Origin of the sequence: Oerskovia sp. NPDC060338 (assembly GCF_042726295.1) — a bacterium.
GTDB classification, from domain to species: domain Bacteria; phylum Actinomycetota; class Actinomycetes; order Actinomycetales; family Cellulomonadaceae; genus Oerskovia; species Oerskovia merdavium.
In genome coordinates this window covers 182,819-195,460 of sequence record NZ_JBHXCQ010000008.1, presented here as the reverse complement: position 1 = coordinate 195,460, position 12,642 = coordinate 182,819, and the positions used below count along the sequence as shown (strand labels likewise).

Annotated in this window: 11 protein-coding genes; 6 read left to right on the top strand and 5 right to left on the bottom strand. The window is 71.8% G+C overall.

Going from position 1 to position 12,642, the window contains the following annotated elements; all coding sequences use genetic code 11:
- Positions 1–103: 103 nt before the first annotated feature.
- The 6 genes from ACFWGN_RS11785 to ACFWGN_RS11760 all read left to right on the top strand — a co-directional run bounded on the left by ACFWGN_RS11785 (position 104) and on the right by ACFWGN_RS11760 (position 3,982).
- Positions 104–541: a hypothetical protein gene (locus tag ACFWGN_RS11785; RefSeq protein ID WP_056646858.1), complete on the top strand. Its 438-nt coding sequence runs from the start codon at positions 104–106 to the stop codon at positions 539–541.
- On the top strand, positions 538–954 hold the full coding sequence (locus ACFWGN_RS11780) for a hypothetical protein (protein ID WP_377616982.1): 417 nt from the start codon (positions 538–540) through the stop codon (positions 952–954). Before ACFWGN_RS11785 ends, ACFWGN_RS11780 begins: the two co-directional genes overlap by 4 nt.
- The gene (locus ACFWGN_RS11775; protein WP_377616981.1) at positions 951–2,048 is read left to right on the top strand and encodes a hypothetical protein; all 1,098 of its coding nucleotides are present in this window, start codon (positions 951–953) and stop codon (positions 2,046–2,048) included. The genes ACFWGN_RS11780 and ACFWGN_RS11775 overlap by 4 nt, the downstream gene beginning before the upstream one ends.
- Complete coding sequence (locus tag ACFWGN_RS11770) at positions 2,045–2,653, top strand: hypothetical protein (protein ID WP_377616980.1); 609 nt, start codon at positions 2,045–2,047, stop codon at positions 2,651–2,653. The genes ACFWGN_RS11775 and ACFWGN_RS11770 overlap by 4 nt, the downstream gene beginning before the upstream one ends.
- A 72-nt stretch (positions 2,654–2,725) precedes the next feature.
- On the top strand, positions 2,726–3,172 hold the full coding sequence (locus tag ACFWGN_RS11765) for a lipocalin-like domain-containing protein (RefSeq protein ID WP_377616979.1): 447 nt from the start codon (positions 2,726–2,728) through the stop codon (positions 3,170–3,172).
- A gap of 180 nt (positions 3,173–3,352) precedes the next feature.
- The gene (locus ACFWGN_RS11760; RefSeq protein WP_377616978.1) at positions 3,353–3,982 is read left to right on the top strand and encodes a LysE/ArgO family amino acid transporter; all 630 of its coding nucleotides are present in this window, start codon (positions 3,353–3,355) and stop codon (positions 3,980–3,982) included.
- 27 nt (positions 3,983–4,009) lie between these two features.
- Here ACFWGN_RS11760 and ACFWGN_RS11755 read toward each other — a convergent pair whose 3' ends face one another.
- The 5 genes from ACFWGN_RS11755 to gltB all read right to left on the bottom strand — a co-directional run bounded on the left by ACFWGN_RS11755 (position 4,010) and on the right by gltB (position 12,576).
- Positions 4,010–4,588 (bottom strand): DNA polymerase beta superfamily protein, encoded by a 579-nt coding sequence (locus tag ACFWGN_RS11755; protein WP_377616977.1) that lies wholly within the window; start codon positions 4,586–4,588, stop codon positions 4,010–4,012.
- The gene (locus tag ACFWGN_RS11750; RefSeq protein WP_377616976.1) at positions 4,549–4,845 is read right to left on the bottom strand and encodes a DNA polymerase beta superfamily protein; all 297 of its coding nucleotides are present in this window, start codon (positions 4,843–4,845) and stop codon (positions 4,549–4,551) included. Before ACFWGN_RS11750 ends, ACFWGN_RS11755 begins: the two co-directional genes overlap by 40 nt.
- A gap of 169 nt (positions 4,846–5,014) precedes the next feature.
- Positions 5,015–6,439 (bottom strand): pyruvate kinase, encoded by a 1,425-nt coding sequence (pyk, locus tag ACFWGN_RS11745; RefSeq protein WP_377616975.1) that lies wholly within the window; start codon positions 6,437–6,439, stop codon positions 5,015–5,017.
- A 118-nt stretch (positions 6,440–6,557) separates the two neighbouring features.
- Entirely contained in the window at positions 6,558–8,024 is a 1,467-nt protein-coding gene (locus ACFWGN_RS11740) for a glutamate synthase subunit beta (protein ID WP_191804825.1), read from the bottom strand.
- Positions 8,017–12,576, bottom strand: coding sequence for a glutamate synthase large subunit (gene gltB, locus ACFWGN_RS11735; RefSeq protein ID WP_377616974.1), 4,560 nt, complete (start codon positions 12,574–12,576; stop codon positions 8,017–8,019). Before gltB ends, ACFWGN_RS11740 begins: the two co-directional genes overlap by 8 nt.
- Between the last annotated feature and the right edge of the window lie 66 nt (positions 12,577–12,642).

Sequence of the window (12,642 nt, the reverse complement as noted above, 5' to 3'; positions counted from 1 at the left end):
GTGCGACGCCCGGCCGCCTGCGGCGAGCCGTCGCCGTCGGGCCGGAGGAATCTCTCGCTGCGCAATGCCACCAGCACCCGCTCGGTCCTGGGACAATCAAGAGGTGACGACACACGAGAACCCGCCGGGCGAGCGGCTCAGCCGCGCCTTTCAGCACCGACTCAACGAGCTCTTCGCGACCCGACAGCGTGCCGGACGCGGCGCGACCAACCGCGAGGTCGCAAGCTGGATGACCGAGCACGGCTACGCCGTCAAGGAGGCCTACCTCAGCGCGCTCCGCGGCGGGCACCGCACCTCGCCCTCGCTGCGCATCATCGAGGGCCTCGCGGCGTACTTCGGTGTCGAGCCCAAGGACCTCCTCGACACCGGCGAGGACCCCAAGAAGGAGCTGCGGCTCGCTCTCAACGACCACGGCGTCGAGGCCTTCGCGCTGCGCGCCGAGGGGCTGTCCGCGGAGAACGTCCGCGCCGTGACCCAGCTCCTGGACCAGATGCGCCGGATGCAGTCGCTCCCGGCCGTCGATCCCGTCGACGAGTCGTGAACGACCATCGCACCCGCCTGACCGCGGCAGGACTCGACCGAGCCCGCAGCATCGACGACGCCCGGCGCATCATCGCAGCCCTGCGCGAGCGACCCATCGACGTCGTCGACGGCCCGCTCGGCGAGGGGATCTCGGGGATGTGGCTCAGCATGCCCGACGGCGAGAAGATCATCGTCAACTCCGAGGCGACGCTCTCCGAGCGCCACCGGCACCACATCATCGCGCACGAGCTGGTCCACATCCTCGACGCGTGCGACGACCCGGACGCCCCGGCTCCCGGGCCCCAGCGCCGCAACCGGTACGAGGACCCGGTCGAGCACCGCGCCGAGTCGATCGCGAGCGAGCTCATGATGTCGATCGAGGCCACGGGCGGCGTCGCCCACCGCCTCGCCGGCATGGAGCGGTACCGGTGACCCTGGTCGCCTGCGCGCTCTTCGCCGGGGCCGCGCTCTGGACGGCCCTGCGCCACCGCTCGCAGCACCGCGGGGACTACGCCCTGACCTGGGGGCTCGCGCTCGTGGCCGCGGCCTCGGCGCTGCGCATCGCCCAGGTCGAGTCGTTCCTGCTCGAGCACGCGCCCGCGGGCGCCCACGAGCTCGCCAAGCACGCGCTGCTCGTCGCCGGCTGCCTGTGCATCGCCGCGTGGGTCCAGGGCACCCAGGGGCGTCGGCCTCGTCCGGCGTACCTCGCCACGGGGATCGTCGGTGTCGTCGGCGTGCTCGTTCTCGTCTACGCGCTCAACGGCCCGTGGGAGCGGCAGGACTTCGACCTGCAGACCGGCGGCAAGCCCTGGATGGCCCTGTACTGGGCCGCGTACTACGGGGCGTTCCTCTGGGCCACCGCGACGTTCGGCGTCTCGACCGTCCGGAACAGGCAGGACCGTCCTCGCAGCGACCGCTGGGGCATGGACCTCGCGGCCGCGGGCGCGTTCGTGGGCGTCCTGTGGGCGCTGCTGAGCGCCGTCAACATCGTCCTGCAGGAGCCGGGGGCGATCGAGCAGTACCGGGTGCTCGGCATCCGGACGCGGTACCTGATCGCGGCGTCGAGCATCCTGCTCACGCTCGGGATCATGGGCCACCTGCTCTCGGCCGCGCGGACCCGGCGACGACGACAGGCCGACCTGGGCGCCCTGCACGCCCACCTGGTCGACGCCGTCGCGGAGTCCCGCCTTCCGGCAGTGCGCCCCGAGGTCGCCGAGTACCACCGGACCATCGAGATCATGGACGCGCTCGCGACCCTGGCCAGGTACTCGGCCCCGCGCGACGCCGCGCAGGTCCGGTCGCTGGTCGGCGAGGCCCCCGAGCCCGTGCTGCGGGCACTGCAGATCGACGTCGCCGCGACCCGGCGCGGCATGGACGAGCGACCGGACGTCCCCGCGGACTGGAGCGCCTGGGCCGAGGACGACCACGCCCTGCGTCACCTGGGCAGGGCGTTCCGCGAGCAGACGAGCGAGAAGCGCGCGATAGTGCTCGCGGGCGTCCTCGGCCCCGAGCAGGAGCTGCGATGACGCCGCCGACCGAAGCCTCCGTCGCCACCCCACCCCGCTGGGCCGTCGTCGTGACGGAGGTCCTCGCGCCGGGCTACACGGTCGCGGCGCTCGTCCTGGCCGCGGCCCTGTACGCGTCGCCCGGTCTCGGCGGCGCGCCCTACGTCGTGCTCGCGGTCCTGCTCTGCGGCGGGCTGCCCTACCTGTTCGTCCACGGGCTCGCGCGGGCCCAGGTCCTGGAGTCCCGTCACGTGCGCCCGAGGGCCCAGCGCCTCGTGGTCTTCGCGGGGCTCGTCGTCATCGAGGTCTCGGCGATCCTCGTCCTGCACCTCGTCGGGGCCCCGCCCCTGCTCCCCCGGCTCCTCGCGGCCTACCTCGCGGGGATCGTGGCGATCGCCCTGGTCACGCCGTTCGTGCGCGCATCGGTGCACACGGCCGTGTTCTCGGTCGCTGCCGGCGTCTCGACGGCCCTGTCGTGGTGGCTCGCGGCCGGGCTCCTGGCCGTTGCCGTCGTCGTCGGGCTCTCCCGCCTCGCGGTGCACGACCACTCTCGCCGCGAGGTCGTGACGGGTCTCGTGCTCGGAGCCCTGGTGGGGGCCGTGGCCGCCGCAGCCCTCCTCGGCTGACCGCGCGCGCACGGCGAGCGCTCCCCCTAGGCTCGGAGCGACCGGCCAGCACCACACAGGGGGTAACCGTCCATGGGCACGTTGTCGCAAGGGCTCGTCGGGGCCTGGGAGCTCGTCTCGTTCCACGTCGCGCTGCCCGACGGCTCGCGTGCCCACCCGCTCGGGCCTGACGCCGAGGGCTACATCCTGTACACCGCGGACGGCTTCATGTCGGCCGACCTCATGCAGCGCGGCCGGGCGCCCTACGCCTCGGGAGACGTCCAGCGCGGGACCCCCGAGGAGATGACGGCCGCGGCCTCCGGCTACGTCGCGTACTCGGGTCCGTACTCGGTCGACGAGGCCGCGCGCACGGTCCACCACCACGTCCGTGTCTCGCTCTTCCCCAACTGGCTCGGCGACACCCAGCTGCGCTTCGCCCGCCTCGACGGCGACGCGCTCGTCCTGTCCTCCCCGCCGCTCCTCGTCAGCGGGACGCAGGCCGTACCCGAGCTCCACTGGCGGCGCGCCCGGCGTCCCTGAACCTCCCGGCCGGGCCGGGCGCCCGCCCTCGCGGGCCCCCGCACCTCTTGACCTCCCCCGCCCTGCGCGCGATCCTCGATCCATGCCGACGACGCCCCTCGCCCTGCCGCTGCCCGCCGCGACCACGCGACCAGCGGGCAGGCAGCAGGAGCTCCGGCCCCGGCGACCGCACCCGGCGCCATGACGGGCGCGCTGGTCGCCGGGCTCGTCGCGGGCTATGCGATCGCCATCCCGGTGGGCGCGATCGCCGTCTACCTCGTGACGCTCACCGCGCGCACCCGGTTCGCGGTCGGCGCTGCCGCGGGCCTCGGCACCGCGACGGCCGACGGCATCTACGCGACGGTCGCGGTCGTCGCGGGGGCGGTCGTCGCCCCGCTCGTCGCTGCCGTCCGCACGCCGCTCACCTGGGCCTCGGTCGCGGTCCTCGCCTTCCTCGCGTGGCGCACGTTCCGGCCTGCGCTCCAGCGCGTCCTGCCCGACGGCGCCACGCCCCGTCCGGCGACCAGCGGCACCACCCCCGTGCGCGCCTACGCGACGTTGCTCGGCCTCACCCTGGTCAACCCTGCGACCGTCATCTACTTCGCGGTGCTCGTGGCCGGTGGCGCCCTGAGCCCTGACGCGACGGGTGCCGAACGAGCGGTCTTCGTGCTCGCGGCGTTCGTCGCGTCCGCGAGCTGGCAGATGCTCGTCGCCGGTGGTGGCGCGGTGCTCGGCCGGGCCCTGACGAACGACACCGGCCAGCGGGTCACCGCCGCCGTAGGCGGCCTCGTGATCCTCGCGCTCGCGGTGCATCTGGCGCTCGGGGCCTGACAAGGGCACCACGGTGCCCCGAGGTGGTCACCCGGCGAGAACGGTGCCTCGCCCGAACGTCATGACCGCCGCCCTGAAGTAGTCCTCGGCGCGCTCGCGCGCCTCGGGCCGGGAAGACCGCTCCCCGGGGCTGCCCGATCCGTCGTGCGCGAGCTCGAGCTCCTCCGTCACGAACCGGCCGATCACGGCGCCGGCCGCCCCTGTCCCCATCTCGCGGGTCACGGCCTTGAGCGCGACGAGCTCCCCGACAGCGTCCTGCAAGGCCGTCGAGGTCTCTCCCTGCGCAAGCAGGGTGCGCAGGTCGAGCGGCGGACTGCTTACGTCCGGGTGGGCACGCAGCCAGCGCAGCACCGCGGCAGGCCTCAGCGCGTAGAAGACCTTCTTGAGCGAGACCTCGCCCCCCGCCCACCGGTCGCGCTGGGCACGGCCCAGGTGCACGTAGTGCCGGACCAGGGCGTCACGGTCGACCACGTCGGAGGCGAGCGCCCGCAGACCGTCCCGGAAGACCTCGTCACCGCGGTACACGATCCCCGACTCCAACCACTCGACGATGGTCGCGTTCCCCTTCACCAGGAGCTGCACCGCCTTGACGAGGTCCCACCCCACCCGTTGACGTCGAGGACGTCGTCGAGCGGGGTCTCCAGGACGTCGCGGCGCGGCCACGGCCCGAGGTAGTCCTCGGGAGCGCGGACGTAGACGAACTGGCAGTCGTAGTCGCTGTCCGGCGAGGGGAAGCCCCACGCCCGGCTCCCGCTCTCGACCGCCCACGGGATCGCCACGTGCTCGGTCACCACGAGGGTCTCGAGGCGGTCGTCGATCGAGGCGACCACCGCGGGGTCGAGGGACGAGGGAAGGGTGCGCATCCGGGGATGCTAGCCGCTGCGCAGACCAGGTCCCCAGGTAATTCTCGGGCTTCCGCGGTGGAACCTCGCCCAGGCGCCGGCAGCCCTACCCCAACGACGAGGCCCCGGTGGCCGGTCGCGCGAGGAGCGCGGCCGGCCACCGGGGCCTTCGTCGAGCGGTCAGCGCGGATCAGACGTCCGTGCTGTCACCGATCCGGTGCACGAGGATCGAGTTCGTCGTGCCGGGCTGGCCCACCGGGGCGCCCGAGACGACGACCACGAGGTCACCGACCTCGGCGAGGCCGTTGGCCTGGAGGGTCGTGTCGACCTGACCGACCATCGCGTCGGTGTTCGCGACCTCGGGCACCTGGTACGACTGGGTGCCCCACGTGAGCGACAGGACGTTGCGCACGTGCTCGCGCGGCGTGAACGCGAGCAGCGGGATCGACGAGCGCAGACGCGACATGCGTCGCGCCGAGTCGCCCGACTGCGTGAAGGTCGCGAGGTACTTCGCACCCAGGACCTCACCGATCTCGGCTGCGGCACGCGTGATGGCGCCACCACGCGTGTGCGGGGTCGAGCCGAGCGGTGCCATGCGCTCACGGCCCGCTTCCTCGGTCGCCTCGATGATGCGGGCCATGGTCTGGACCGTCAGGATCGGGAAGTCGCCCACGCTCGTCTCGCCCGAGAGCATGACGGCGTCGGCCCCGTCGAGGACCGCGTTCGCGCAGTCCGACGCCTCGGCGCGCGTGGGGCGCGGCGAGTTCGTCATGGACTCGAGCACCTGCGTCGCGACGATGACCGGCTTGGCGTTGCGACGAGCGAGCTCGACGATGCGCTTCTGCACGAGCGGGACCTGCTCGAGCGGGAGCTCGACCGCGAGGTCACCACGGGCGACCATGACGCCGTCGAACGCGTCGATGATCTCCGCGAGGTTCTCGACGGCCTGCGGCTTCTCGATCTTGGCGATGACGGGGACCGAGCGGCCCTCCTCGTCCATGATCGACTTCACGTCGTCGAAGTCGGCCGCGGAACGGACGAACGACAGCGCGATGATGTCCGCACCGAGGCGAAGTGCCCAGCGCAGGTCGTCGCGGTCCTTCTCGGACAGTGCCGGCACGGAGACCGCGACACCCGGCAGGTTCAGACCCTTGTTGTTGGAGACCGGTCCGGCCACCTCGACACGGGTGACGACCCGGGGGCCCTCGACCGCGGTGACGCGGACGAGCACCTTGCCGTCGTCGATCAGGATCGGGTCGCCGACGCGCGCGTCCCCGGGAAGACCCTTGTGGGTCGTGGAGACGAGCTCCTTGGTGCCCACGACGTCCTCGGTCGTGATGGTGAAGATGTCGCCCTCGTTGAGCCAGTGCTTCTCGTCGCCGCCGAAGCGACCCAGGCGGATCTTGGGCCCCTGGAGGTCGACGAGCACGGCCACGGAACGGCCCGACGCCGCTGCGGCCTCGCGCACGCCGTGGTAGACGGCCTCGTGCTCCTCGGCACTGCCGTGGCTGCGGTTGATCCGCGCCACGTCCATCCCGGCGTCGACGAGCGCCCGGAGCTGTTCCTTCGACTCGGTCGCGGGTCCGATGGTGCAAACGATCTTTGCTCTGCGCATTTCTCCAGCCTCGTTGTTCCTTCGTGTCCGGCGGAACCGGACCGCCTCGGGCCCCTGCCTGGGCCCCGTCTCCACCCCGGACGTCCTCACGGACGCCGGGGCGCGTCTCACACTCTTGTCATGCTCTCAGCGACACGGTCGAAGCGCGCACCGGGGCGGGGAGCTCGGTGCGCCCCTGCAGGTACGCGTCGGCCGACGCTGCTGCGGCCCGGCCCTCGGCGATGGCCCACACGATGAGCGACTGCCCGCGTCCCGCGTCGCCGGCGACGAACACGCCGGGGACGGTGGTCGCGAAGTCGTCGCCGCGCGCGACCAGGCCGCGCGCCGTGAGGCCGATCTCCGACTGCTCCGAGAGCGTCTGCGTCTCCGGTCCCGTGAAGCCCATGGCCACGAGCACGAGATCGGCAGGGATCTCCTTCTCGGTGCCGGCCTTCGGGACGCGCCGCCCGTCCGGGAGGTACTCGGTCTCGGCGACGCGCAGGGCACGCACCCGGCCGTCCTCGCCCGCGAGGAAGTCGACGGTCGAGGCCAGGTAGGCCCGCTCGCCACCCTCCTCGTGCGAGGAGGAGACCTCGAAGAGGATCGGGTCGGTCGGCCAGGGCTGCGTGGCCGAGCGCTCGAGCGGCGGCTTCTTGCCGATGGCGAGCGTCGTGACGCTCGCCGCCCCCTGCCGGAGCGAGGTGCCCAGGCAGTCGGAGCCGGTGTCGCCGCCACCGATGACGATCACGTTCTTGCCCGTCGCGAGGATCTGGTCCTCGACCACGCCGCCCGCGACCACCGTGTTGGCCTGGTGCAGGAACTCCATGGCGAAGTGCACGCCGGGGAGGTCGTTGCCCGGGACCTGGAGGGCGCGCGGGACCGTGGCACCGGTCGCGAGGACCACGGCGTCGAAGCGGCGCCGCAGCTCGTCCCAGGTGATGTCCACACCGATCTCGACGCCCGGACGGAAACGAGTGCCCTCGGCCTCCATCTGCGCCAGGCGGCGGTCGATGTGCAACTTCTCGAGCTTGAAGTCCGGGATGCCGAACCGCAGCAGGCCGCCGATCGCGGCGTCACGCTCGTAGACGACGACCGTGTGACCGGCGCGCGTCAGCTGCTGGGCCGCGGCCAGGCCGGCGGGCCCCGAACCGACGACCGCGACCGTCGAGCCCGTCAGACGCTGCGGCACCTGCGGCGTGACCAGCCCGCGGGCGAACGCCTCGTCGATGATCGAGACCTCGACGTTCTTGATGGTCACGGCCGGCTGGTTGATGCCGAGCACGCAGCTCGACTCGCACGGTGCCGGGCACACACGTCCCGTGAACTCCGGGAAGTTGTTGGTCTCGTGCAGCCGCTCGCTCGCCTCGGCCCACTGGTCGCGCCAGACCAGGTCGTTCCACTCGGGGATCAGGTTCCCGAGGGGGCAGCCCTGGTGGCAGAACGGGATGCCGCAGTCCATGCAGCGGCCCGCCTGCTCCTTGAGGAACGGCTGCCCCTCGACCAGGTGCTCGTGCACGTCGCGCCAGTCGCGCAGACGCACCTCGACCGGACGGTTGGGCGGGAGCTCGCGCTCCCGCACCTTCAGGAATCCACGGGGATCAGCCACGAGCCACCTCCAAGATCTGGTCCCACACGCCCGGGGCGGCGGGGTCGAGCCCGTCGAGCTCGGCCTGCGCGAGCGCCTTGCGCACACGGGCGAACTCGGCAGGCAGGATGCGCGTGAAGCGAGCACGCGCAGCGTCGAAGTCCTCGAGCAGCTCGGCTGCGACGGTCGAGCCCGTCTCCTCCAGGTGCGTACGGACCAGACCTTCGACGAGAGCCGCGTCGACGTCGTCGAGCGGGTCGAGCAGGAGCTCGCCCGTCGCGACCGCAGCGGTGTTCATGGCCGCGGGCCGCAGGTCCAGCACGTAGGCCGTCCCTCCGGACATGCCCGCGCCGAGGTTGCGGCCGGTCGGGCCGAGGATCAGCACCGAACCACCGGTCATGTACTCGAGCCCGTGGTCGCCCACTCCCTCGACGACCAACGTCGCCCCGGAGTTGCGGACCGCGAAGCGCTCGCCCACGAGCCCGCGCAGGAGGATCTGCCCGGACGTCGCGCCGTAGCCGATCACGTTGCCGGCCACGACGTTGCTCGACCCCGTGAGGACTGCCGAGCGGTCCGGACGGACGATGATGCGTCCGCCCGAGAGGCCCTTGCCCACGTAGTCGTTCGCGTCGCCGAAGAGGCGCAGCGTGATGCCGCGGGGCAGGAACGCCCCCATCGACTGGCCTGCGGACCCCGTGAGGGAGACGTCGATCGTGTCGTCGGCCAGCCCCTCGCCGCGGTACCGCTTGGTCACCTCGTGACCGAGCATGGTCCCCACGGTGCGGTTGACGTTGCGGATCGGCAGCGCGATCCGGACAGGCTCGCGGTTCTCCAGGGCGTCGGCGGCCAGCGCGATGAGCTGGTTGTCGAGCGCCTTGTCGAGACCGTGGTCCTGGGTGGTCGTGTTGCGCAGCGACGAGCCCTCGAGCGGCTGGGGCTTCTCGAGCACGGGCGCGAGGTCGAGCCCCTGGGCCTTCCAGTGCTCGATCGCCTGCCGGGTGTCGAGCGCCTCGACGTGGCCCACGGCCTCCTCGATCGACCGGAACCCCAGGCGCGCCAGGTGCTCGCGCACCTCCTCGGCGATGAACTCGAAGAAGTTCACGACGAACTCGGGCTTGCCCGTGAAGCGGGCACGCAGCTCGGGGTTCTGGGTCGCGACACCCACCGGACAGGTGTCCAGGTGGCACACGCGCATCATGACGCAGCCCGAGACGACCATGGGTGCGGTCGCGAAACCGAACTCCTCGGCGCCGAGCAGCGCGCCGACGACGACGTCGCGGCCCGTCTTCATCTGCCCGTCGACCTGCACCACGATGCGGTCGCGCAGGTTGTTCAGCACGAGCGTCTGCTGGGTCTCGGCCAGGCCGAGCTCCCACGGGGTGCCCGCGTGCTTGAGCGAGGTCAACGGGCTCGCGCCCGTGCCGCCGTCGTGCCCCGAGATGAGGACGACGTCCGCGTGCGCCTTGGACACGCCGGTCGCCACGGTGCCCACGCCGAACTCGCTCACGAGCTTGACGTGCACGCGCGCCGACGGGTTCGCGTTCTTGGCGTCGTGGATGAGCTGCGCCAGGTCCTCGATCGAGTAGATGTCGTGGTGCGGAGGCGGCGAGATGAGACCGACGCCCGGCGTCGAGTGCCGTGTCTTGGCGATCCACGGGTAGACCTTGTAGCCGGGGAGCTGACCGCCCTCGCCGGGCTTGGCACCCTGGGCGAGCTTGATCTGGATGTCGTCCGCCGCGGTCAGGTACTCCGAGGTGACACCGAACCGGCCCGAGGCGATCTGCTTGACCTTCGAGCGACGCTCCGGGTCGTACAGACGCTCCGGCTCCTCGCCCCCCTCGCCCGTGTTCGAGCGACCGCCGAGACGGTTCATGGCGATGGCCAGTGTCTCGTGCGTCTCGGCCGAGATCGAGCCGTACGACATGGCTCCCGTGTTGAAGCGCTTGACGATCTCGCTGACCGGCTCGACCTCGTCGATCGAGATGGCCGGACGCTGACCGTCCTTGAACTCCAGGAGGCCACGGAGGGTCATGAGTCGCGTCGACTGGTCGTCGACGCGCTGCGTGTACTGACGGAAGATGTCGTACCGGCGCTCACGCGTCGCGTGCTGCAGACGGAAGACCGTCTCCGGGTCGAACAGGTGCTCCTCGCCGTCGCGACGCCACTGGTACTCGCCGCCCGTGGTGAGACGGACGTGCGCCTGGTGGTTGCCCGAGGCCGGGTAGGCCTCGGCGTGACGGGCCGCGACCTCGGCCGCGAGCACGTCGAGGCCGATGCCCCCGAGCCGGCTCGTGGTGCCCGCGAAGTAGTCCGCGACGAGCTCGTGCGACAGACCGAGCGCCTCGAAGACCTGTGCCCCGCGGTACGAGGAGATGGTCGAGATGCCCATCTTGCTCATGACCTTCAGGACGCCCTTGCCGAGCGCCTTGATGAGGTTCTTGACCGCCTTCTCCGGCTCGACCGTGACGAACCCGGACCGGGCGAGGTCCTCGACGGACTCCATCGCGAGGTACGGGTTGACCGCCGCGGCGCCGTAGCCGATGAGGAGCGCCACGTGGTGCACCTCCCGGACGTCCCCGGCCTCCACGACGAGCGAGACCTGGGTGCGGGTGTGCCGGCGCAGCAGGTGGTGGTGCACCGCGCTCGACAGGAGCAGCGACGGGATGGGCGCGAGCTCCTGGTTGGAGTCGCGGTCGGAGAGAACGATGAAGCTCGCACCGTCGGCGACGTGCTCGTCGACCTCGGCGAAGATCTCCTCGAGCCGCGCGTGCAGGGCTTCTCCCCCGCCGCTGACGGGGTAGAGCCCCTTGACCGTGACGGACCGGAAGATCCCCTCGAGGCTCGGGTCGCGGTCGACGCGCAGGATCTTCGCGAGCTCGTCGTTGTCCAGCACCGGGAAGGGCAGGATCAGCTTGCGCGCGTGCAGCGGGCTGTCGTCGAGCAGGTTCGGCTCGGGACCGATCGCCCCGCCGATCGAGGTGACCAGCTCCTCACGGATCGCGTCGAGCGGCGGGTTGGTCACCTGCGCGAACATCTGCGTGAAGTAGTCGAACAGGAGGCGAGGACGGCTGGACAGCACCGCGATGGGCGTGTCCGTCCCCATCGCGCCGAGCGGCTCGGCGCCCGTGCTGGCCATGGGCGTGAGCAGGATCCGCAGCTCCTCCTCGGTGTACCCGAAGGCGCGCTGACGACGCTGGACCGAGGCAGGGCTGTGCGCCACGTGCTCGCGCTCGGGCAGGTTCTCGAGGTAGACCGAGTTCTCGGCGACCCACTGCGCGTAGGGGCGCTGGGCGGCGAGCTGACCCTTGACCTCCTCGTCCTCGATGATCCGGCCCTGGCCGGTGTCGACGAGGAACATGCGTCCCGGCTCGAGGCGCCCCTTGCGGACGATCGTCGCCGGGTCGAGGTCCAGGACCCCGGCCTCGGAGGCCAGGACGACGAGGCCGTCCTCGGTCACCCAGTAGCGCCCCGGGCGCAGCCCGTTGCGGTCCAGCACGGCACCGATGAGGGTGCCGTCGGTGAAGTTGAGGCAGGCGGGCCCGTCCCACGGCTCCATGAGCGTGGAGTGGTACTCGTAGAACGCCCGGCGGTCCGGGTCCATCTCGGCGTGGTTCTCCCAGGCCTCGGGCGCCATCATGAGGACGGCGTGGGGCAGGGAACGGCCCGAGAGGTGCAGGAGCTCGAGCACCTCGTCGAAGCTCGCCGAGTCGCTCGATCCCTCCGAGCACACGGGCAGCAGCGGGGCGAGGTCGCCCAGCTTGTCGCTCGCGAGCATGCCCTGGCGCGCGGCCATCCAGTTGCGGTTGCCGCGCACCGTGTTGATCTCGCCGTTGTGCGCGATCATGCGGAACGGCTGCGCGAGCGGCCAGGACGGGAACGTGTTGGTCGAGAAGCGCGAGTGGACGAGGGCGAGCTCGCTCGCATAGCGCGGGTCCGAGAGGTCCGGGAAGAACGGCTCGAGCTGCGCGACGGTCAGCATGCCCTTGTAGGTGAGCGTGCGGGACGACAGCGAGGCGAAGAACAGCCCGAGCTCGTGCTCGGCGCGCTTGCGCAGGCGATACGTGCGTCGGTCCAGGTCGAGCCCGGACAGCTCCCGCGTCAGGTCCGCCACGACGAGCTGGCGGAACGTGGGCATGGATGCCCGCGCGCTCGGCCCGACGAGGTCGGCGGTGACGGGGACGTCGCGCCAGGCGAGGACGACGAGTCGTTCCTCGGCCGCGATGGCCTCGACCTGTCGCACGACCTCGGCGGCGGCCTCCGCGTCCTGCGGGAGGAAGGCCATGCCGATCGCGTAGTGCCCGGCCGGCGGGAGGTCCACGTCGACCACGTCCCGCACGAAGGCGTCGGGGATCTGGGTCAGGATGCCTGCCCCGTCTCCGCTGTTCTCCTCGGCGCCGACGGCGCCGCGGTGGTCCAGGTTGAGCAGGGCCGTGAGCCCCGCGTCAACGATGTCGCGTCCGGGTGTGCCGCGGAGCGTCGCCACGAAGGCGACGCCGCACGCGTCGTGCTCGGCCACAGGGTCATACAGGCCCTGTGCCGAAGGCGCAGCAGCCCGGTGCAGCGGCGTGGTCATCAACACCGTCCTCACAGGCGCCCGGCCATGGGCCGGGCTTTGATCCAACTTGGGGGATTGTGGGAC